Origin of the sequence: Pseudomonas sp. SK2 (assembly GCF_016772395.1) — a bacterium.
Taxonomy (GTDB): Bacteria; Pseudomonadota; Gammaproteobacteria; order Pseudomonadales; family Pseudomonadaceae; genus Aquipseudomonas; species Aquipseudomonas taiwanensis.
In genome coordinates this window covers 884,730-905,269 of record NZ_CP061944.1, presented here as the reverse complement: position 1 = coordinate 905,269, position 20,540 = coordinate 884,730, and the positions used below count along the sequence as shown (strand labels likewise).

Annotated in this window: 17 protein-coding genes; 8 read left to right on the top strand and 9 right to left on the bottom strand. The window is 62.2% G+C overall.

The features are described from left to right. Positions 1 to 32 precede the first annotated feature (32 nt). Positions 33 to 1,211, top strand: a complete 1,179-nt coding sequence (locus IF103_RS03940) for an acetyl-CoA C-acetyltransferase (RefSeq protein ID WP_023378713.1) — start codon at positions 33 to 35, stop codon at positions 1,209 to 1,211. A 73-nt stretch (positions 1,212 to 1,284) separates the two neighbouring features. On the opposite strand, the gene metE is transcribed toward IF103_RS03940, so the two are convergent. Next, positions 1,285 to 3,573, bottom strand: coding sequence for a 5-methyltetrahydropteroyltriglutamate--homocysteine S-methyltransferase (gene metE / locus IF103_RS03935; RefSeq protein WP_023378712.1), 2,289 nt, complete (start codon positions 3,571 to 3,573; stop codon positions 1,285 to 1,287). 255 nt (positions 3,574 to 3,828) lie between these two features. Here metE and IF103_RS03930 point away from each other — a divergent pair, with 255 nt between their 5' ends. After that, the gene (locus tag IF103_RS03930; RefSeq protein ID WP_104882946.1) at positions 3,829 to 5,316 is read left to right on the top strand and encodes a methylenetetrahydrofolate reductase C-terminal domain-containing protein; all 1,488 of its coding nucleotides are present in this window, start codon (positions 3,829 to 3,831) and stop codon (positions 5,314 to 5,316) included. On the opposite strand, the gene yjiA is transcribed toward IF103_RS03930, so the two are convergent. The 3 genes from yjiA to IF103_RS03915 form a co-directional block, all read right to left on the bottom strand. Then, positions 5,276 to 6,253 carry a GTPase gene (gene yjiA / locus IF103_RS03925; RefSeq protein WP_104882947.1) on the bottom strand — a complete coding sequence of 326 codons (978 nt, stop codon included), beginning with the start codon at positions 6,251 to 6,253 and terminating at the stop codon, positions 5,276 to 5,278. The genes IF103_RS03930 and yjiA overlap by 41 nt on opposite strands. A gap of 149 nt (positions 6,254 to 6,402) precedes the next feature. Further along, positions 6,403 to 6,600, bottom strand: coding sequence for a YbdD/YjiX family protein (locus tag IF103_RS03920; protein ID WP_013974210.1), 198 nt, complete (start codon positions 6,598 to 6,600; stop codon positions 6,403 to 6,405). Positions 6,601 to 6,618: 18 nt separating this feature from the next. Then, entirely contained in the window at positions 6,619 to 8,685 is a 2,067-nt protein-coding gene (locus IF103_RS03915) for a carbon starvation CstA family protein (RefSeq protein ID WP_023378709.1), read from the bottom strand. Positions 8,686 to 8,851: 166 nt separating this feature from the next. Here IF103_RS03915 and IF103_RS03910 point away from each other — a divergent pair, with 166 nt between their 5' ends. Continuing rightward, positions 8,852 to 9,217, top strand: coding sequence for a PilZ domain-containing protein (locus IF103_RS03910; RefSeq protein ID WP_023378708.1), 366 nt, complete (start codon positions 8,852 to 8,854; stop codon positions 9,215 to 9,217). A gap of 260 nt (positions 9,218 to 9,477) precedes the next feature. Continuing rightward, the gene (locus IF103_RS03905) at positions 9,478 to 10,998 is read left to right on the top strand and encodes a nucleobase:cation symporter-2 family protein (protein WP_202675883.1); all 1,521 of its coding nucleotides are present in this window, start codon (positions 9,478 to 9,480) and stop codon (positions 10,996 to 10,998) included. Between the two features lie 131 nt (positions 10,999 to 11,129). Here IF103_RS03905 and radA read toward each other — a convergent pair whose 3' ends face one another. Further along, a complete protein-coding gene (gene radA / locus IF103_RS03900) occupies positions 11,130 to 12,497 on the bottom strand; it encodes a DNA repair protein RadA (RefSeq protein WP_023378705.1) in 1,368 nt (455 codons plus the stop codon). Positions 12,498 to 12,673: 176 nt separating this feature from the next. Here radA and mscL point away from each other — a divergent pair, with 176 nt between their 5' ends. Then, the gene (gene mscL, locus IF103_RS03895; protein ID WP_023378703.1) at positions 12,674 to 13,093 is read left to right on the top strand and encodes a large-conductance mechanosensitive channel protein MscL; all 420 of its coding nucleotides are present in this window, start codon (positions 12,674 to 12,676) and stop codon (positions 13,091 to 13,093) included. A 73-nt stretch (positions 13,094 to 13,166) separates the two neighbouring features. Here mscL and IF103_RS03890 read toward each other — a convergent pair whose 3' ends face one another. Continuing rightward, complete coding sequence (locus tag IF103_RS03890) at positions 13,167 to 13,943, bottom strand: ferredoxin--NADP reductase (RefSeq protein ID WP_023378702.1); 777 nt, start codon at positions 13,941 to 13,943, stop codon at positions 13,167 to 13,169. A 220-nt stretch (positions 13,944 to 14,163) separates the two neighbouring features. Between IF103_RS03890 and IF103_RS03885 the strand changes: the two genes are divergently transcribed. Together IF103_RS03885 and IF103_RS03880 are read left to right on the top strand one after the other, a co-directional pair. After that, entirely contained in the window at positions 14,164 to 14,871 is a 708-nt protein-coding gene (locus IF103_RS03885) for an autoinducer binding domain-containing protein (protein WP_023378701.1), read from the top strand. A gap of 95 nt (positions 14,872 to 14,966) precedes the next feature. Next, positions 14,967 to 16,091 (top strand): methyltransferase, encoded by a 1,125-nt coding sequence (locus IF103_RS03880; protein ID WP_202675882.1) that lies wholly within the window; start codon positions 14,967 to 14,969, stop codon positions 16,089 to 16,091. A gap of 62 nt (positions 16,092 to 16,153) precedes the next feature. Here IF103_RS03880 and IF103_RS03875 read toward each other — a convergent pair whose 3' ends face one another. Genes IF103_RS03875 through IF103_RS03865 form a run of 3 tightly spaced genes read right to left on the bottom strand, consistent with a single transcriptional unit; the run spans position 16,154 to position 18,766 of the window. Further along, on the bottom strand, positions 16,154 to 16,306 hold the full coding sequence (locus IF103_RS03875; protein ID WP_023378699.1) for a DUF2474 domain-containing protein: 153 nt from the start codon (positions 16,304 to 16,306) through the stop codon (positions 16,154 to 16,156). 12 nt (positions 16,307 to 16,318) lie between these two features. After that, a complete protein-coding gene (gene cydB, locus IF103_RS03870; protein ID WP_023378698.1) occupies positions 16,319 to 17,326 on the bottom strand; it encodes a cytochrome d ubiquinol oxidase subunit II in 1,008 nt (335 codons plus the stop codon). Positions 17,327 to 17,329: 3 nt separating this feature from the next. Continuing rightward, positions 17,330 to 18,766: a cytochrome ubiquinol oxidase subunit I gene (locus IF103_RS03865; protein ID WP_023378697.1), complete on the bottom strand. Its 1,437-nt coding sequence runs from the start codon at positions 18,764 to 18,766 to the stop codon at positions 17,330 to 17,332. A 358-nt stretch (positions 18,767 to 19,124) separates the two neighbouring features. Between IF103_RS03865 and IF103_RS03860 the strand changes: the two genes are divergently transcribed. Then, entirely contained in the window at positions 19,125 to 20,345 is a 1,221-nt protein-coding gene (locus IF103_RS03860) for an MFS transporter (protein ID WP_202675881.1), read from the top strand. Positions 20,346 to 20,540 lie beyond the last annotated feature (195 nt).

Sequence of the window (20,540 nt, the reverse complement as noted above, 5' to 3'; positions counted from 1 at the left end):
GCGCGGCGCCCCCTTGCCCGGAGAACAACAAAATGAACGACGTGGTGATCGTCGCCGCAACCCGCACCGCCATCGGCAGCTTCCAGGGTGCCTTGGCCAACGTGCCTGCCGTAGAGCTCGGCGCGGCCGTGATCAAGCATCTGCTGGAGCAAACCCGACTGGACCCGGCCCAGGTCGACGAAGTGATCCTTGGCCAGGTACTCACCGCGGGAGCCGGCCAGAACCCTGCCCGCCAAGCGGCGATCAAGGCCGGCCTGCCCTACAGTGTGCCAGCGCTGACCCTGAACAAGGTTTGCGGCTCGGGCCTCAAGGCCCTGCACCTGGCGGCCCAGGCTATTCGCTGCGGCGACGCCGAGGTGGTGATTGCCGGCGGCCAGGAGAACATGAGCTTGTCGCCTTATGTCATGCCGTCGGCCCGCACCGGCCAGCGCATGGGCCATGGCCAACTGATCGACAGCATGATCACCGACGGCCTGTGGGACGCGTTCAACGACTACCACATGGGCATCACCGCCGAGAACCTGGTGGACAAGTACGGCCTGAGCCGTGAGCAGCAGGATGCCTTTGCCGCCGAGTCCCAACGCAAGGCCGTGGCTGCCATCGAGTCCGGGCGCTTCAAGGACGAGATCACCCCGATCGTGCTGGCGCAGAAAAAAGGCGACCCCAAGGTCTTCGACCGTGACGAGCAACCTCGCCCCGACACGACTGCACAATCCCTGGCCAAACTGCGCCCGGCATTCAAGAAGGATGGCAGCGTGACCGCAGGCAATGCCTCCAGCCTCAACGACGGCGCTGCGGCCGTGCTGCTGATGAGCGCCAGCAAGGCCCAAGCCCTGGGCTTGCCGGTGCTGGCGAGGATTGCCGCCTACGCCAGCGCGGGGGTAGACCCGGCGATCATGGGCATCGGCCCGGTATCCGCCAGCCAGCGTTGCCTGGACAAGGCCGGCTGGCAGCTGGCCGACCTGGACCTGATCGAAGCGAACGAAGCCTTCGCAGCACAAGCCCTGGCCGTGGGCAAGGCGCTGGAATGGGATACCGACAAGGTCAATGTCAATGGTGGAGCCATTGCCCTGGGCCACCCGATCGGGGCTTCCGGATGCCGCGTACTGGTGACGCTGCTGCACGAAATGATCAAACGCGATGCGAAGAAAGGGCTGGCTACCCTGTGCATTGGTGGTGGGCAGGGCGTTGCCCTGGCCATCGAGCGCTGATTCGTGGCTCATCGCCGGCACGCCTGCCGCCTACGTCGCACCTGTAGGAGCCAGCTTGCCGGCGATAAGGTCATCACGCCGTGGCGCGCAGCTCGCGTGCCGCAGCGACCATGTTGACCAACGCCGCTTCGGTTTCCGGCCAGCCACGGGTCTTCAGCCCGCAATCCGGATTCACCCACAAGCGCGCGGCTGGAATACGCTGAGCCGCCTTGCGCAGCAACTTGACCATCTCTTCACGACTGGGCACTCGCGGCGAGTGGATGTCGTATACGCCTGGACCGATCTCGTTGGGGTAGTCGAACTGCTCGAAGGCTTCCAGCAACTCCATGTCCGAACGCGAGGTCTCGATGGTGATCACATCCGCGTCCATGGCGGCGATCGACTCGATCACGTCATTGAACTCGCTGTAGCACATGTGGGTGTGGATCTGGGTTTCGTCACGCACGCCCGACGCACACAGTCGGAAGGCCTCGGTCGCCCATTCCAGGTACGCCGCCCATGCACTGCGGCGCAGAGGCAAGCCCTCGCGGAACGCTGCTTCGTCGATCTGTACGATCCTGATGCCCGCTGCTTCCAGGTCGACCACTTCGTCGCGAATCGCCAGCGCCAGCTGGCGGGCCTGGGTTTCCCGGCTCACATCCTCGCGTGGGAACGACCACATCAGCATGGTCACCGGCCCGGTCAGCATGCCCTTCATCACCTTGCTGGTGAGGCTCTGGGCGTAGCTGATCCAACCCACGGTCATGGGCTTGGGACGGCTCAGGTCACCGTAGATCACCGCAGGCTTCACGCAGCGTGAACCGTAGCTCTGGACCCAGCCGAAACGGGTGAACACATAGCCATCGAGTTGTTCAGCAAAGTATTCGACCATGTCATTGCGCTCGGCTTCACCGTGCACCAGCACATCCAGGCCCAGGCTTTCCTGGATCTCGACAGCGTGACGGATCTCGCTGTGCATGGCTTCGACATAGTCGGCCTCGGTCAGTTTGCCCTGCTTGAACGACTGGCGCGCCAGGCGAATAGCCGAGGTCTGCGGGAACGAGCCAATGGTGGTGGTCGGAAACGCTGGTAGGGCCAGGCCTGCGCGTTGCTTGACAATACGCTGTTCGAAGGCCGATTGGCGCTGGCTGTCGGCGGGCCTGATGGCCGCCAGACGCGCCTGCACCGCGGGCTTGTGGATACGCGGCGAAGCAGCGCGGCTGGCCTGCACCGCTCGGCTACGCTCCAGGGCCACCGCCACTTCGGCCGCTTGCGGCTGATTGAGCGCCTGGGCCAGCACCGCCACCTCTTCGCACTTCTGTACAGCGAAAGCCAACCAGCTTTTGAGCTCGGTATCGAGCTGGTCTTCACGGGCCAGATCCACTGGGCTGTGCAGCAGCGAGCAGGACGGTGCGACCCACAGGCGATCACCCAGGCGGTCATGGGCATTACGCGCCACTTGCAGGGCTTTTTCCAGGTCGCAGCGCCAGACGTTCCGACCGTTGACCAGCCCCAGCGACAACACCTTGTAGGCCGGCAGACGGTCGAGGATGGTCGGGTACTGTTCCGGCGCACGTACCAGGTCGATGTGCAAACCATCGACGGGCAGGTTGGCAGCCAGGCCCAGGTTGTCTTCAAGGCCGCCAAAATAAGTGGCGACCAGCTTCTTCAGCGGTGCACGCTGAAGGATGTTGTAGGCACGCTCGAACGCGTTTTTCCAATCTTGTGGCAGGTCCAGGGCCAGAATCGGCTCATCGATCTGCACCCACTCCACGCCTTGGATAGCCAGACGATTGAGGATCTGGTCGTAGAGCGGCAGCAGGCGATCGAGCAAGTCGAGCTTGTCGAAGTCCGATCCCTTGGTCTTGCCTAGCCACAGGTAGGTCAGGGGGCCGATCACCACCGGCTTGACCCCATGCCCCAGGGCCTTGGCTTCGTCTACTTCCTCGAACAGCTGTTCCCAGCTCAGGCTGAACAGCTGGTCTGCGGTGAACTCCGGGACCAGGTAGTGGTAGTTGGTGTCGAACCACTTGGTCATTTCCTGAGCGTGAGCACCGCCACAGCAGTTGGCACTGACGCCACGTGCCATGGCGAACAGCGTCTGCAGGGTAGGTCTGGCGCCGTCCTGGCCACGGAATCGCTCAGGGATCACGCCAAACGTCAGGGAGTGGGTCAGTACCTGGTCATACCAGGCAAAATCGCCCACTGGCAGCAAGTCGATACCCGCGTCCTTTTGCAACTGCCAGTGACTGGCACGCAGCGCACGGCCGACCTCTCGCAGTCCGGCTTCGTCAAGCTCGCCCTTCCAGAACGCTTCCTGGGCCTTTTTCAGCTCGCGATCGCGGCCGATACGCGGAAAGCCGAGGTTGTGTGCCAGTGCCATGTTCTTGTCCCTCAGAATGCAGAAAATGAATGAGGGAATTGTCAGGCACGGGTAATCTTGAGACAAACTCATTAAATTTGAGATGAACACAAGATTTACTCATGATTGGGTTCGCGCTTCTTTTTTGCCGACAAAGCGGATTACACCCGCGGCATGAGGATGAATGTCTCTTTCAAAGCAATTCCATACGCTATCAGACATGACCCTCTTCACAACCTGCCGCACAATGCTCCCCTGCCCCAACCAGGTACCCCCATGAGCCTGCTGAAAACGGCGCTTCGCGAGAATACCTTCGTCTGCGTCATGGAGTTCGTCCCCAAGCCCTCCGCGGAACGCTTCGCCGCCATGGAAGCGATCATGGACCGTGCGCATCTGTGTGGCTGGCCGATGACCGTGGCCATCGGCGACCGAGTCGGCAGCCCGCTGGACATGTCACCCCTGGACGCCCTCGCCTCTTTCGGCAAACCGCTGCCTGCCTTGCCGCATTTTTCTGGCAAGGACCGCGAGCGCCATCATCTGCTTGCCCAGTTGCAACGCATGGACGCCGCCGGCCTCGATCAATTGCTGCTGCTCACTGGCGACCGCCTGCCAGGCCATGAACCCGGACAACGTTCGATACGTTACCTGGAATCGGTAGCAGCCTTGCAGATCGCGCGACAAGCCTGCCCCCATTGGCTGCTCGGTGCCGCGCTCAATCCATTCAAGTACCGCGAGGAAGAAGGCGGTGCCCAGTACTTCAAGGCCGAGAAAAAACTGGCAGCAGGCGCCGATTTCTTCACCCTTCAACTGGGCTTCGACGCTGACAAACATCAGGAAGCCATCCGCTGGATGAGCCGCCAGGCCACGCCCAAGCCGATGCTAGCCTGCCTGATGAGCCTCACCCATGGGCGCGCAGCGATGCTCGACCATGTGGCCGGCGTCACCGTCACGCCCTCCATGCGCGACATCCTTGAAGCGGAAGCCGCACAGTCCAAGGCCTTCGCCCAGGCCCGCAGCATCGATCGGCTGGCGCTGCAGATCATTGGCACCCGGTTGATGGGCTACGCCGGCGTGCACCTGTCAGGTATTCACGCGCTCAAGCAACTGCTGGCCCTGGAGGCACGGATCGAGCACTGGCAAGGGCAAATCCACTCGTTGCAGCAATGGGCACCCGCCTGGCAGGCCAGCTGGCAGATGCCGGGGCTGCCTGCGGTAGTGTTCCATCCTCCTCAGGCCGGTTGGCGCCAGGGTGAGTCGCGGGTCGCTGCCTCGGGTAGAGAGAAGCTGCGCTATCACGTGATGCACGGGATGCACCGACTGCTGTTCAGCCGCCGCAATTGGCTGAGCAAGGCCTTTGGCTGGGCGGTGCGACAACCGCTGTGGACAACACGCCTTGGCGCCCGTGTGCTGCACACGCTGGAACGTGGCGTGAAGCGCCCGTTGGTGGGTTGCGACACATGCGGCCACTGCCGCCTCGAAGACACGCTCTATATCTGTCCGGAAACCTGCCCCAAGGGGCTGGCCAACGGGCCCTGCGGCGGCACCGCGCTGAATCGCTGCGAGTTCGGCGACCGCGAATGCATCCACAGCGTCAAGTATCGCACCGCCAAGGCGGTGCGGCAGACCGCGGTGCTCAGCGAGCGGCTGATCCCGTGCATCGAAGTCCAGACACGCCACCGCAGCTCATGGCCACAGTGGTTCGAGGCCCAGGCGCCCACCCGGCTCAACCCTCGGCCAGCGCCTCGAACCCAGCCCGAATCTTGACTTCGGGCAGCTCGTCGGCGATGAACACCATCACGCTTTCACGCACTTCATCCTCGGCCCATTCGGCATCCCAGTCGAAGCCATAGAGCTTGAGCACGCCCTGGAACACCAGCTTGCGGTCCTCCCCGGCAATGTTCAACACGCCCTTGTAGCGCAGCAATTGCTTGCCGTGGTTTTCCAGCAGCTCGTTCATGAAGGCGCTGAGGCGGTCGATGTCCAGCGCCGTTTCGGTACGCAACACCAGGGTGCTGATGCGGTCCGGCGTGGCCGGCTTGAGTACCGGGCGCAAGGATGGCTTGAGGTTCGTGCCCAAGTCCGGATTGAGGTTGAAACCGCGAACATCCAGAAGCTCGGCAAGATCGATACGGCCGTGCTCCACCACACGAATGGCCGCCCGGCCATTGATACGCGCCAGGCGCTCGCGCAGTGCCTCCACGGTTGCCGGTTCGACCAGGTCGGTCTTGCTCAACAACAGGCGGTCGGCAAAACCGACCTGTGCCTGGGCAATGGTCTGGGTCAGGTGCACGTCGGCATGGGCGGCGTCGACCAGGGTGATGATGCCGTCGAGGATGTAGCGATCACGCAGCTCCTCATCGACGAAGAAGGTCTGGGCCACGGGTGCCGGATCGGCCAGGCCGGTGCACTCGATCACCAGGCGATCGAAGGCAATTTCGCCAGCATCCAGGCGTTCGAGCAGCAGGTAGAGCGCGCGGGTCAGGTCACCATGGATGCTGCAGCACACGCAGCCATTGGCTAGGGTCATCACCTGAACCGGCTCGTCACCCAGCAACTGGCTGTCGATGCCGGCCTCGCTGAATTCGTTTTCGATCACGGCGATTTTCAGGCCGTGCTCGGTCTTGAGCATGTGCTTGAGCAGCGTGGTCTTGCCAGCCCCGAGGAAGCCGGTGAGAACAGTAACGGGAATAGGCGTCTGCACGCAGAAAATCTCCTTGGCGGAAAAGACAGCGGCCCCATCTCCAGCGAGCTGGCTACTACTACAACCGAACGCGCCCTGAGGCCTGTTGGGTTCCTGTAGCAGCCAGCTTGCCGGCGATGAGGCCGGGACAAGCTAGCAGAGGTCGATGTTCAACAGCACTTGGGTCCGGACTTGCCACCGTAACGCGCTTCCTGGCGTTCCCGGAAGAACTCCTCGTACGTCATCACCGGCTTGTCCGGGTGCTTGGTCTGCATGTGCTCGACATAGTTGTCGTAGTCGGGCATGCCGACCATCAGGCGGGCTGCCTGCCCCAGGTACTTCCCCAGTCGACCCAGGTCGTTGAACATCTCGGTATTCCTCTTGGGTTACGCGTCAGGCAGCGCCTGGAACGGGGTTTCCTTGTCGGTGCGCTCCTTGCGACCCAGGGCGGCGAAGCCAACCTTGATGGCGAAGAACAGCACGCTGAACACCACCAACAAGAACAGCACGGTCAGGCCGGCGTTGGTGTAGGCATTGAAGATCACATGCTGCATCTGACCGATGTCCTTGGCCGGGGCCAGTACCTGGCCGGCGTCCAGTGCGGTGCTGTATTTCTTGGCCAGGGCCAGGAAACCGACCGCGGGGTTCGGGTCGAACAGCTTGATCAGGCCCGCCGTGGTGGTGCAGATCAGCAGCCACACCGCTGGCAGCAGGGTGACCCAGACATAGCGCTGGCGCTTCATCTTGATCAGTACCACAGTGCCGAGCATCAAGGCGATACCGGCCAGCATCTGGTTGGAGATACCGAACAGCGGCCACAGGGTGTTGATGCCACCCAGCGGATCGATCACGCCCTGGTACAGCAGGTAACCCCACAGCGCCACGCATCCTGCGGTACCGATCAGGTTGGCGGTCCACGACTCGGTGCGCTTGAGGGCGGGCACGAAGCTGCCCAGCAGGTCCTGCAGCATGAAGCGGCCAGCACGGGTACCGGCATCCACCGCGGTCAGGATGAACAGGGCCTCGAACAGAATCGCGAAGTGGTACCAGAAGGCCATGGTGTTCTCACCCGGCAGCACCTGGTGCAGGATCTGCGCGATACCCACCGCCAAGGTCGGCGCACCACCGGCACGGGCCAGGATGGTGTGTTCGCCAATGTCGCGGGCAGTGGCTTCCAACTGCTCTGGGGTAATCATGAAGCCCCAGCTGCTGACCGTTTGCGCCACCGAAGCGACGTCGGCACCGACCACTGCGGCCGGGCTGTTCATGGCGAAGTACACGCCCGGCTCGATCACCGACGCGGCAACCATGGCCATGATGGCGACGAACGATTCCATCAGCATGCCGCCGTAGCCGATGTAACGGGCATTGGTTTCGTTATCCAGCAGCTTGGGCGTGGTCCCCGAGGAGATCAGCGCGTGGAAGCCGGACACCGCACCGCAGGCGATGGTGATGAACAGGAACGGGAACAGGGTGCCCTTCCACACCGGGCCAGTGCCGTCGGTGAACTGGGTCAGCGCCGGCATCTTCAGCTCAGGGGCGATGATCAGGATACCGATGGCCAGGCCAACGATGGTACCGATCTTGAGGAAGGTCGACAGGTAGTCACGCGGCGCCAGCACCAGCCATACCGGCAGCACGGCAGCGACGAAGCCGTAGCCCACCAGCATCCAGGTGATCTGCACGCCGGTAAAGGTGAACGCCGGGCCCCAGACTGGATCCGCGGCGATCTGGCCCCCCAGCCAGATCGACGCCAGCAGCAAGACCACGCCGATGACCGAAATCTCGCCGATGTGGCCCGGACGGATGTAGCGCATGTAGATGCCCATGAACATCGCGATCGGGATCGTCGCCATGACCGTGAACATACCCCATGGGCTCTCGGCCAGGGCCTTGACCACGATCAGCGCCAACACCGCCAGGATGATGATCATGATCAGGAAGCAGCCGAACAGGGCGATGGTCCCTGGGATACGCCCCATTTCCTCGCGCACCATGTCGCCCAGCGAGCGGCCATTGCGGCGGGTAGACAGGAACAGGACCATGAAGTCCTGCACCGCACCGGCCAGCACCACACCGGCAATCAGCCAGAGCGTGCCGGGCAGGTAGCCCATCTGCGCGGCCAGAACCGGACCGACCAAGGGGCCAGCGCCTGCGATGGCAGCGAAGTGGTGACCGAAGAGGATGTGCTTGTTGGTCGGGACATAGTCCAGACCATCGTTGTTGAGTACCGCCGGGGTTGCCCGCCGAGGGTCGAGTTGCATCACCTTGGTGGCGATGAAAAGGCTGTAGTAACGATAGGCGACCAGGTAGATGGCCACTGCCGCGACCACGATCCACAAGGCGTTGATCGCCTCGCCGCGGCGCAGGGCGACCACACCCAGCGCACAGGCGCCTATGACTGCCAGCGCCAACCACGGAATGTGGCGTAGCAGGCTATTATTGTTGTTCATGGTTTGCTTCCAGCTGGTGGATTGGAAAAGACCGCCCATCGAGTCTAGGGCGTGTCATCGCGCATTGCCATACCTGCTTTGGCCTAGAGCCTCTGCGGCCAGATTCGAGTACCTGGTTCATCTACAGCAATAACTATAGTCAGGAAGAACCCACGAGGGCTTTCACATGAGCGCACACGACGAACGCCGCCGCTTTCAGCGCATCCCCTTCGATGCCCCCACCGAACTGCGCCAGGGCAATCGCCGCTGGCCGGTGAAACTGCTCGATCTGTCGCTCAAGGGCTTGCTGGTCGAATGCCCTCAACCCTGGGATGCCGACCTGACCCAGGATTTCGACGCGATCATCGAACTCGACCCACAGAACCGCGTGAAGATGCAGGTGGAACTGCGCCATGAGGAACCTCACCGCCTCGGCTTCACTTGCCTATACATCGACATCGAGTCCATGACGCATTTGCACCGTCTTGTGGAATTGAACGTGGCCGACAGCACCGAAATGATGCGCGAACTGCGCCAACTCATCGAAGAATGAAATCTCTTAGCTAGCTAACGTAGTTCCCACATCACGTTTCTTGTCTACCCAGACAGCTTTCTTCCGGGTTACCGGCGCTTTGTACACACCCCTCTGATACAGCTTTTCACAAGTTGGAACGCATTCTGCATTCACGCAAAACGCCCCTTGCGGGCATCTGTGTTCCTGCTCCAATCAAAAAATTGTATACAATTGTTGTGGCAATGATTTGTAGGAAATGTCTACAGTAGTCGCACAACAATAAACAGAGAGCCTGCTCCATGACTACGTCGTCCCCTAGCACGTCTCCCGCCAAGCGCCCCGAGGACGAAAACCTCGGTCTTGGTGCCAACCTGGCCTATGGTCTGCAACATGTGTTGACCATGTATGGCGGGATCGTCGCGGTCCCCCTGATCCTCGGGCAGGCTGCCGGCCTGAACCCCGCCGAGATCGGCCTGCTGATCGCAGCGTCGCTGTTCGCCGGGGGGCTGGCCACGTTATTGCAAACCCTTGGCCTGCCGTTCTTCGGTTGCCAGTTGCCACTGGTGCAAGGGGTGTCGTTCGCCGGCGTGGCGACCATGGGCGCGATTCTCAGCAGTGAGGGAGGCGGCGGTTTGCCAGGCGTGCTAGGCGCGGTCATGGCGGCGTCGTTCATCGGCTTCCTGATCACCCCGGTGTTCTCGCGCATCACCAAGTTCTTTCCACCACTGGTCACCGGTATCGTCATCACCACCATCGGCCTGACCCTGATGCCCGTGGCCGCACGCTGGGTGATGGGGGGCAACAGCGCCTCACCGGAGTTCGGCAGTGTGGCCAACATTGGCCTGGCGGCGCTGACCTTCGCCATCGTCCTGCTGCTGAGCAAGCTGGGCAGCGCGACCATCTCGCGCCTGTCGATCCTGCTGGCCATGGTGGTCGGTACCCTGATTGCCTGGGCGCTGGGCATGACCGATTTCAGCAAGGTCACCGAAGGCCCGCTGTTCGCCTTCCCAAGCCCGTTCCACTTCGGCATGCCGACCTTCCACATCGCCGCGATCCTGTCGATGTGCATCGTGATCATGGTGACCCTGGTGGAAACCTCGGCCGATATCCTCGCCGTCGGCGAGATCATCGACACCAAGGTCGATTCCAAGCGCCTGGGTAACGGCCTGCGCGCCGATATGGCATCGAGCATCCTGGCACCGATCTTCGGCTCGTTCACCCAGAGCGCCTTCGCCCAGAACGTCGGCCTGGTCGCGGTGACCGGGGTCAAGAGCCGTTATGTGGTGGCCACCGGTGGTGCGATCCTGGTGGTACTCGGGCTGCTGCCGATCATGGGACGCGTGATTGCCGCGGTACCCACGCCTGTACTGGGCGGTGCCGGCATCGTGCTGTTCGGCACCGTGGCGGCCAGCGGGATTCGTACCCTGTCGAAGGTCAATTACAAGAACAACGTGAACCTGATCATCGTCGCCGCTTCGCTGGGCTTTGGCATGATCCCGATCGCGGCACCGACCTTCTACCATCACTTCCCGAACTGGTTCGAGACCATCTTCCACTCGGGCATCAGCTCGGCGGCGATCATGGCGATTCTGCTCAACCTGATCTTCAACCACTTCACTGCGGGTAACTCGGACCAGCAGTCGGTGTTTGCCGCAGCCTATGAGCGCACCATCCAGTACTCGGATATCTCGGCGTTGCGTGATGGCGACTACTTCAAGGACGGCAAGCTATTCGATGCCGAGGGGACTGAAGTGCCCGTGATGGAGCTCGACGAGCATGGCAACGCAGCACCCAAACGAACGCCGGTTGCCGAGCATTGACCGCTGACTGAGCGGTAAGGTGGGGGCCGATGCGCATCGTCGGCCCCTTTTTCATTGGCCTGCCTTGGCCCCCTCGCCGTAGGTGCTCAACGCAGCGCAGTACCCGCCAAAGGGCCGCAACGGGTTAAACGCTACTCGAAAAGTGCGTCCAGCGCCTGTTCCAGGCGTGTCACTGCAATTATCTGCAATCCTGCCGGCGCCTCCTTCGGCGCATTGCCCTTGGGCACGATGGCGCGCTTGAAGCCATGCTTGGCCGCCTCTTTCAGGCGTTCCTGGCCACTGGGCACCGGGCGAACCTCGCCGGACAGGCCGATTTCACCGAATACCAGCAAGCCATGGGCAAGCGGGCGATTGCGCAAGCTGGACATCACCGCCGCCAACAAGGCCAGGTCGGAGGCTGTCTCCAGCACCTTGACCCCACCCACCACGTTAAGGAACACATCCTGATCGTGCGTAGGGATACCGCCATGACGATGCAACACTGCCAGCAACATCGCCAGGCGGTTCTGGTCCAGGCCCAGGGTGACCCGGCGCGGGTTGGCCAGGTGGCTGTCGTCGACCAATGCCTGCACTTCCACCAGCATCGGCCGGGTGCCTTCCCAGGTAGCCATGACCACACTGCCCGGCACTTCTTCCTGGGCGCGGTTGAGGAAAATCGCCGACGGGTTGGAGACTTCCTTCAGGCCACGGTCGGTCATGCCGAACACGCCCAGTTCGTTGACCGCGCCGAAGCGATTCTTCACCGCCCGCAACAAACGCAGTCGGCCATCGGACTCACCCTCGAAATACAGCACGGTGTCGACCATGTGCTCCAGTACCCGTGGGCCAGCCAGCGAACCTTCCTTGGTGACGTGCCCGACCAGGAAAATCGCGGTTCCACTCTGCTTGGCATAGCGCACCAGCAACGCCGCACTCTCGCGCACCTGAGCCACGCCACCGGGGGCCGACTGCAATTGCTCGGTAAAAATGGTCTGGATCGAGTCGATCACCATCACCCGAGGCTTTTCCACGCGCGCAGTGGCGATGATGGTCTCGATGCACGTCTCAGTCATCACCTTGAGCTGGTCCTGCGGCAAGCCCAAGCGTCGCGAGCGCATGGCCACCTGTTGCTGGGACTCTTCGCCCGTGACGTATAGAGCAGGCATGGACGTGGCAATGTTGCACAGGGTCTGCAGCAGGATGGTCGACTTGCCGATACCCGGATCGCCCCCGATCAGCACCACCGAGCCGTCCACCAGACCGCCACCCAGTACGCGGTCAAGCTCAGCGCTGCTGGTGGTGAAACGCGGGATTTCCTCGACGCTGACTTCGGCCAGGGTCTTGATCTGAGCCTGCTGCCCAGCCCATCCCGTACGGCCACTCGGTGCAGCTGCACCGCCGCTTTCGATCATGGTTTCGACCAGGGTGTTCCAGGCCCCACACTCACCGCATTGGCCGGCCCATTTGGGGAAGGTCGCGCCGCACTCGGTGCAGCCATACAAGCGCTTGGCCTTGGCCATGGACTCGGTCTCCTGGAAAAAACCGCCATGATAGCCGAGCGGGACGTGTCTCGAACGCCTCGGGATGCGACAAAACTATTCGTTGCAGCCGCAGTCGGTAAGCCTGAATGCAACGCATAAAGCGATTTGTTGGCTTACACTGCGTTTACCTAACCATTTGTTACAAGGAGTCCAGCATGGGCATGCTCAGTGAGTTCAAGGCCTTCGCGGTCAAGGGAAATGTCGTCGATATGGCGGTAGGTATCATCATCGGCGCCGCCTTCGGCAAGATCGTCTCGTCCTTCGTGGGCGATGTGATCATGCCGCCACTGGGCCTTATCATCGGTGGTGTCGACTTCAGCGACCTCGCCGTGACCCTGAAGGCCGCAGAGGGCGATGTCCCGGCGGTGGTGCTGGCCTACGGCAAGTTCATCCAGACCGTCATCGACTTCCTGATCGTTGCCTTCGCCATCTTCATGGGCGTGAAGGCGATCAACCGCCTGAAGCGTGAAGAAGCCGTGGCGCCCTCCGCTCCACCAGTGCCGAGCGCCGAGGAAACGCTGCTCACCGAGATTCGCGATCTACTCAAGACGCAGAACCAGAATCGCTTGCCGTGACATGGCTGGGGGCGCCTTGCGCCCCCCATCGCCGACCAGCCGGCCGCTACGGAACCGGCACCGTTTCAGACGCTTACCAGTAGTTTTCCACCGCCACCTGGCCCGGGCGCTTACTCAGGCTCAAGTGCAGATCCCGTGCCTTGAGCACCTTGCGTGTCTCGTCGATCATTTGCGGGTTACCGCACAGCATGATCCGCGAATGTTCAGGCGACAGTTCCAGCCCCGCCGCTTTTTCCAGCTCGCCGTTTTCGATCAGCGTGGTGATACGCGCATTCAACGCGCCTGGGTGCCTTTCGCGGGTGACCACTGGCATGAACTGCAATTTGCCCGCGTACTCCGCCAGGTAGTCACGCAGCTCCAACCCGGCGATCTCATCCACATACGCCAGCTCCCTGGCCTCGCGCACGGAATACACCAGCTTGATGTTGTCGAAGCGCTCCCAGGCCTCGAAGTCCTGCAAGATCGACATGAATGGCGCGATACCTGTGCCGGTTGCCAACAGCCACAGATCACGCCCACCGACGAAGCGGTCCAGGGTCAGATAGCCGAAAGCCTGGCGATCGATCAGCAGTGAATCGCCCTCTTTCAGCCGGCTCAGCTCACTGGTGAATTCGCCGCCGGGTACCACGATGGAGAAGAAGTCGAGAAATTCGTCATGGGGTGCGCTGACCATGGAGTAGGCACGCCATACCACACTGCCATCAGCCTTGGTCACGCCCAGCCGCGCGAACTGACCCGCGCGGAAACGGAAGCCCGGGTCACGGGTGACGCGCAAGCTGAACAGGCTGGGGGTCAGCGGCTGAACATCGAGCAGGGTCTGACGGGTGAACTTCTCGGCGCTGGCGGTCATGACGGGCTTCCATGGTGGGCGTGCCCCCAGTGTCGCGCAAAGCAGCCTGGATAAAAACCGTCGGATTGTAGGGCCAAAGTCGGATTATCACGTCAAATTCACAGAAAAACTTGATCGCTATAACAAAAAAATCCCAACTTAATAGTCGGACTTTTCCTACAATCAATCGCTGTGTGCAAATGAATTGGATTCTTCAAGAGCCTTAAGGGAGTGTGACCCGATGCTTCACTGGAAGCCCGAGCATCTTCATGAGCTTGCCACCGAGCGCGACCCCTCTCGCTTGTTCGACCTGGCGGTGCATCTGGCCCAGGACCTCGGCATGGAATACGTCGGCCTGAAGCTTCGCATCCAGATCGCCACGCAGACGCCCAAGCTTTATCTCTATAGCAACTACCCGAACGAATGGATCACACGCTGTCAGTGCGATGACTTTCACAAGCAAGACGCGGCCGCGCAAATGAGTCACCACTCAACCATGCCGGTGCTCTGGTCGGACGAGCTGTATCGTGAAGCGCCGCAGTTTCGTGAAGCCGCCTGCCTGCACGGCCTGCGTCACGGCTGGACCCAATCGGTGCACGATTTACAGCACAACGAAAGCCAGTTGAGTGTGTCCAGACCGTGCAACCCGATAGGTATTCAAGAGCTCTATGAGAAAGGCGCGAGCGTCCTGTGGCTGTGCCAAACGTTGCACGCGGTGATTGGCGAATACCACCTGAGTGAACTGTGCCCCCCGCAACCGAAGATGAGCGAGCGAGAACTGGAAGTGCTGAAGTGGTCGGCCGCCGGCAAGACCGCCGCCGACGTTGCCTGCATCCTGTCCCTGTCGCAAAGCACGGTGAACTTTCACATCCGCAGCGTCATCACCAAGACCAATGCCGCCAACAAGGCAGGCGCCATTGCCATTGCCGCATTGCGCGGGTGGATCTGACAGCCTTTCCTGCGACCTTCGGCAAAGCCCTGTAGAATCCGCAGCAAAGTCCGAGGCGATCCGCCTTGGGCAGATCCGTACCCGAGCCAGACGCCATGCCCCTGTTGAACACCCCCTACGCCGAACTCGACCTGATCCGCCAGCCGGAGCAGGCCAACGACCCGCTGCAGGCTTTCGATGCCGCCGATGAGTATCTGCTCGAGCACTTGCACGCTCAGGCGAACGACGCAGGCTGCCGAGTACTGGTGCTCAATGACAGTTTCGGCGCCCTGGCCGTCAGTCTGGCCGGCCACTTCCAGGTGGTCAGCAGCGGCGACTCGCACCTGGCCCGCCTGGCCCTGGAAAAGAACCTTGCGCGTAATGGCCAGGCCTATGACAGCGTGCCCTTCGTCCCGGCCAGCGAACACTGGCAAGGCCCCTTCGACCGTGTGCTGGTGCGCGTACCCAAGACCCTGGCCCTGCTCGAAGAGCAGCTGATCCGTCTGCAAGGTCACCTGACGCCCGGTACCCAGGTGATTGCCGGCGCCATGATCAAGCACCTGCCGCGCGCTGCGGGCGACCTGATGGAAAAGTACATCGGCCCGGTACAGGCGTCACTGGCTCAGAAAAAAGCACGGCTGCTGACGGCCACGGTCGCCGAGCGCACAGTCGCCACCTCGCCCTACCCGACACGCTACCGCCTGGACTCCCCGACGCTCGAACTGGTCAACCATGCCAACGTGTTCTGCCGCGAAGGGCTGGATATCGGCACCCGCGCCTTCCTCCCACATCTGCCGCGTCATCTGGGCCAGGCCCGCGTGGCGGACCTGGGTTGCGGCAATGGCGTGCTGGCGATCGCCAGCGCTCTGGAAAACCCGGACGCCCTTTACACGCTGGTCGATGAATCGTACATGGCCGTGCAATCGGCCCGGGAAAACTGGCAAGCCGCGCTGGGCGACCGCGCGGTGACCGTCATGCCGGGCGACGGGCTGGCAGGACAGGAAAGACAATCGCTGGACGTCGTGCTGTGCAACCCGCCGTTCCACCAACAGCAAGTAGTAGGCGACTTTCTTGCCTGGCGCATGTTCCAGCAGGCCCGTGAGGCATTGGTGGTGGGCGGCGCGCTGTACATCGTCGGTAACCGGCACCTGGGTTACCACAGCAAGCTGTCGCGGCTGTTCCGGGGTGTGGAGCAAGTGGCGGCGACACCGAAGTTCGTGATTCTCAAAGCCCGCAAGTGAGTCGCTAAGGTCCAGGGCTTGATCGCCGGCAAGCCGGCTTGCCGGCGATCAGGCCAAAAGGCTCAGTGGGTGGTCAAACCCGCCGCCCCCATGAACAGGCGCATCACGTAAGCCGCCACGCCCAGTGCCGCGACACTCAACGCCCAGATCAACACCAGCCAACCCAGTCGCTGCCACAGTGGCTTTTTCTCTTCCAGGCCATGTTTACCGGTCATCGTGCGGCCCTCCTAGTGATAGCCGTCGTCAGGGGTCACCTTGCCGCGGAACACGTAGTAGCTCCAGAAGGTATACCCCAGGATGAACGGCAGGATGAACAAGGTGCCCACCAGCATGAAGCCCTGGCTCTGCGGCGGTGCCGCGGCATCCCAGATCGAGATCGACGGCGGGATGATGTTCGGCCACAGGCTGATACCCAATCCGCTGTAGCCGAGGAAAATCAGCACCAGGGTCAACAGGAACGGGGTGTAGTGGGCATTGCGCGCCACCGCCTTGAGCAACCCGTAGAAGGTCACCAGCACCAGGATCGGCACCGGCATGAACCAGACCAGGTTGGGCATGCTGAACCAGCGGTCGGCGATTTGCGGATAGGCAATCGGCGTCCACAGGCTGACGATACCGATCACCACCAGCAGCACCAGCGCCAAGGGCTTGGCCAGGTCATGCATCTGCTGCTGCAGCGCCCCTTCGGTCTTCATGATCAACCACGTGCAGCCGAGCAGTGTGTAGGCGACGATCAGGCCCAGACCGCTGAACAGGCTGAACGGGGTCAACCAGTCGAGGGTGCCACCGGCAAAATGCCGATCGACGACCTTGAAGCCCTCGATGAAAGCGCCCAACGCAACGCCCTGGAAGAACGTCGCGACCAGCGAACCCCAGATGAAGGCCTTGTCCCAGATGTGGCGCTTGTCGGCCTTGGCCTTGAAGCGAAACTCGAACGCCACTCCCCGGAAGATCAGGCCGATCAGCATGAGGATCAGCGGCAGGTACAGCGCTTCGAGCACCACCGAATAGGCCATCGGGAAGGCACCGAACAGTCCTGCCCCGCCCAGGACCAGCCAAGTCTCGTTGCCGTCCCATACGGGCGCAACGGTATTCATCATCACATCGCGGTCACGCTCGCCCTTGACGAAGGGGAAGAGCATGCCGATTCCCAGGTCGAAACCATCCATCACGACATACATCATGACGCCGAAGATGATGATCACCGCCCAGATCAGCGGAAGGTCGATACCCATGGCTCAGTTCCCCTTGCTCAGGCTGACGGTGTTGGCTTCTTTGCCATCATCGGCGGCGGACAACGGCCGCGCCGGTGTGCGTTTCTGGCCAGGACCCCCGGGCGTGTGCTCGTCGCCCTCACCTGTCTTAGGCCCTTTGCGTACCAGGCGCATCATGTAGCCAAGACCGGTACCGAACAGGGCGAAGTACACCACCACGAACGCCACCAGGGTGAAGCCAAGCTGGGAGTAGCTATGGTTGGAAACCCCTTCGGAGGTGCGCATCAAGCCATACACCACCCACGGCTGACGGCCGATTTCAGTGGTGAACCAACCGGCAAGGATGGCGATCAGCCCGGATGGCCCCATCCACAAGGTGAGGTAAAGGAAGGGGCGGTTGCTGTACAGCGTGCCGCGCTTGCGCAGCCACAGGCTCCACAGGCCGACGAAGATCATCAGCAAGCCCAGGCCCACCATGACCCGGAACGACCAGAACACGATGGTCGAGTTGGGGCGGTCCTCAGGCGGGAACTCTTTCATCGCCGGAACCTGCTTGTCCAGGCTATGGGTCAGGATCAGGCTGCCGAGTGCGGGAATCTCGATCTTGAAGCGGGTGGTCTCGGCTTTCATGTCAGGGATGCCGAACAGAATCAGCGGGGTCGGCTCGCCGGGCACGTTCTCCCAATGCCCTTCGATGGCGGCGATCTTCACTGGCTGGTGCTTGAGGGTGTTCAGGCCGTGGAAGTCACCGATCACTGCCTGCACCGGTGCCACGATCAAGGCCATCCACATGGCCATCGACAGCATCTTGCGCACCGCCGGGTTATCCCGGCCGCGCAGCAGGTGCCAGGCCGCCGAGGCGCCAACGAAGAAGGCGGTGGCGACGAAGGCGGCGGTGGCCATGTGCATCAGGCGGTAGGGGAACGATGGGTTGAACACCACCGCCAGCCAGTCCACCGGTACCACCCGGCCATCGATGATTTCGTGGCCCTGGGGTGTTTGCATCCAGCTGTTGGACGCCAGGATCCAGAAGGTCGAGACCAGGGTCCCGAGCGCCACCATGACCGTGGCGAAGAAGTGCAGGCCGCGACCGACACGGTTCCAGCCAAACAGCATGACACCCAGGAAACCGGCTTCGAGGAAGAACGCCGTGAGCACCTCGTAGGTCAGCAATGGCCCGGTAACGGCACCGGCAAAATCGGAGAATCGACTCCAGTTGGTGCCGAACTGATAGGCCATGACCAGGCCGGACACCACACCCATGCCGAAGTTGACGGCGAAGATCTTCGACCAGAAGTGGTAGAGGTCGCGGTAGACATCGTTGTGGGTCTTGAGCCAAAGGCCTTCGAGGACCGCGAGGTAGCTCGCCAGCCCGATGGTGATGGCTGGGAACAAGATGTGAAAGGACACGGTAAAGGCAAACTGGATTCGGGCGAGCTCAAGGGCTTCTAAGCCGAACATGGTGCTTCCTCTTCAGATAATCCGGCGACCGGGCGTGTGGCCCAATCACCCACTGCCCCCACGGTAGTCGAGTGCGGCGCGTTGGAATTGTTCTGTTCGACTGCAGGGAATCCGGCCAAAAGGCCAAAATCGCTGACGGTATCGTTGCAACCGCAACGATTGATCCAAGTCAACAATTTTCTGGAAGCATAGTCCCGATTGGACCGTTGGGCGGTGTGGTGGATTGCCGCGTGACCGGTTGCCCCACCCACTTTACCAGGGTGTGAAAAAGTGCCGATTTGGGCAAACAGTAACCGCTTGTTACAAACAGATGGTAACCTGCCGCCCCCTCTACTGCGCCGAGGCCCACAGGTTTCCGATGTCCGATTCCGCACCGCAGTTGTTGCGTCACCACCGTCCGTTCCTGGCCTTCTGGCTCGCCCGGGTGTTCACCGCCAGCGGCTTCCAGATGCTCACCGTGGCCATCGGCTGGCACCTCTACCAGCTCACCGGAAATGTCCTCGACCTGGGCCTGGTCGGTCTGGTGGAGTTCGCTCCCCGCGTGCTGTTCATGCTGCACACCGGGCATGTCGCCGACCGCTATGACCGGCGCAAGGTCGCCGCGCTCTGCCAAAGCCTCCAGGGGCTGATCGCACTGGCCTTGGCCGTGGGCAGCCTGACCGACAACGTCACCCGCGAGCTGATCTTCGCGCTGGCCTTCCTCCTGGGGGCGACCCGCTCGTTCGAGATGCCGGCCACCCAGGCCCTGCTGCCCAATGTCGTGCCGCCTGGACTGTTCCCGCGGGCGGTGGCGGCCTCGGCCTCGGCGACTCAGGCGGCGACCATCATCGCTCCAGCCGTGGGGGGGGTCCTGTACGCCTTCGGCAGCATCTGGGTATACGGCCCAACCGTGGCCCTGTATGCCACCGCCTGCCTGCTAATGCTCAGCCTCGAATCCCGCCAGCAGGTGACTCAGCGTGGCCGCGCCAGCCTGGAATCGCTGATGGCTGGGATCCGCTTCATCCGCAGCCGCCCCGATATTCTCGGGGCGATATCGCTCGACTTGTTCGCGGTGCTGCTGGGCGGAGCCACCGCGCTGCTGCCAGTGTTCGCCAAGGACATCCTGCTCACCGGCCCCTGGGGCCTTGGTCTGCTGCGCTCGGCGCCTGCAGTGGGAGCGCTGCTCATGTCGCTATGGCTTGCACGCTTCCCGGTGGAGCGCAAAGTGGGCCGGACCATGTTCACCGCTGTCGGCGTGTTCGGCGTGGCGACCATCGCCTTTGGCTTGTCCACCTCTTTCTGGTTCTCGCTGGCGGTACTGGTGGTGCTGGGCGCGGCCGACATGATCAGCATGGTGATCCGTGGCGCCTTCGTACAGCTGGAGACACCGGACGAAATGCGCGGGCGGGTGAGCGCGGTGAACGGGTTGTTCATCGGTGCCTCGAACCAACTCGGAGAGTTCGAATCCGGAGTCACGGCGCACTGGTTCGGCACGGTGCCGGCGGTCGTGCTGGGTGGCGTGGGGACGCTGGTGGTGACTGGGGTGTGGATAAAACTGTTCCCGACGTTGGCCAAGCGGGATCGGCTTCACAACAGCTGAAGCGTGGCCTGCACCGGTGCCTGCACGTCGCCGAGGTACCTTTGGCCGGCGATAGGGCCGAACAGCCCTCCCGACGGCCATACTCCCCGGCCCCCCATGCTGGTATGATGCGCGGCTTTTTTCCGCCCCACATAAACCACCGTTCGCCACGACGTGTGCTTTGCTGATGGGGTCGATACATTCACGGCGCCGGGG

Bases quoted from the DNA above. Each gene is read 5' to 3' on its own strand.
- IF103_RS03890 (WP_023378702.1), bottom strand. From the start codon at position 13,943: ATGACCGCCAGCGCCGAGAAGTTCACCCGTCAGACCCTGCTCGATGTT.
- IF103_RS03940 (WP_023378713.1), top strand. From the start codon at position 33: ATGAACGACGTGGTGATCGTCGCCGCAACCCGCACCGCCATCGGCAGC.
- radA (WP_023378705.1), bottom strand. From the start codon at position 12,497: ATGGCCAAGGCCAAGCGCTTGTATGGCTGCACCGAGTGCGGCGCGACC.
- IF103_RS03915 (WP_023378709.1), bottom strand. From the start codon at position 8,685: ATGAACAACAATAATAGCCTGCTACGCCACATTCCGTGGTTGGCGCTG.
- IF103_RS03865 (WP_023378697.1), bottom strand. From the start codon at position 18,766: ATGTTCGGCTTAGAAGCCCTTGAGCTCGCCCGAATCCAGTTTGCCTTT.
- IF103_RS03920 (WP_013974210.1), bottom strand. From the start codon at position 6,600: ATGTTCAACGACCTGGGTCGACTGGGGAAGTACCTGGGGCAGGCAGCC.
- IF103_RS03885 (WP_023378701.1), top strand. From the start codon at position 14,164: ATGCTTCACTGGAAGCCCGAGCATCTTCATGAGCTTGCCACCGAGCGC.
- IF103_RS03905 (WP_202675883.1), top strand. From the start codon at position 9,478: ATGACTACGTCGTCCCCTAGCACGTCTCCCGCCAAGCGCCCCGAGGAC.
- cydB (WP_023378698.1), bottom strand. From the start codon at position 17,326: ATGGGTATCGACCTTCCGCTGATCTGGGCGGTGATCATCATCTTCGGC.
- IF103_RS03930 (WP_104882946.1), top strand. From the start codon at position 3,829: ATGAGCCTGCTGAAAACGGCGCTTCGCGAGAATACCTTCGTCTGCGTC.
- IF103_RS03875 (WP_023378699.1), bottom strand. From the start codon at position 16,306: ATGACCGGTAAACATGGCCTGGAAGAGAAAAAGCCACTGTGGCAGCGA.
- mscL (WP_023378703.1), top strand. From the start codon at position 12,674: ATGGGCATGCTCAGTGAGTTCAAGGCCTTCGCGGTCAAGGGAAATGTC.
- IF103_RS03860 (WP_202675881.1), top strand. From the start codon at position 19,125: ATGTCCGATTCCGCACCGCAGTTGTTGCGTCACCACCGTCCGTTCCTG.
- metE (WP_023378712.1), bottom strand. From the start codon at position 3,573: ATGGCACTGGCACACAACCTCGGCTTTCCGCGTATCGGCCGCGATCGC.
- IF103_RS03910 (WP_023378708.1), top strand. From the start codon at position 8,852: ATGAGCGCACACGACGAACGCCGCCGCTTTCAGCGCATCCCCTTCGAT.
- IF103_RS03880 (WP_202675882.1), top strand. From the start codon at position 14,967: ATGCCCCTGTTGAACACCCCCTACGCCGAACTCGACCTGATCCGCCAG.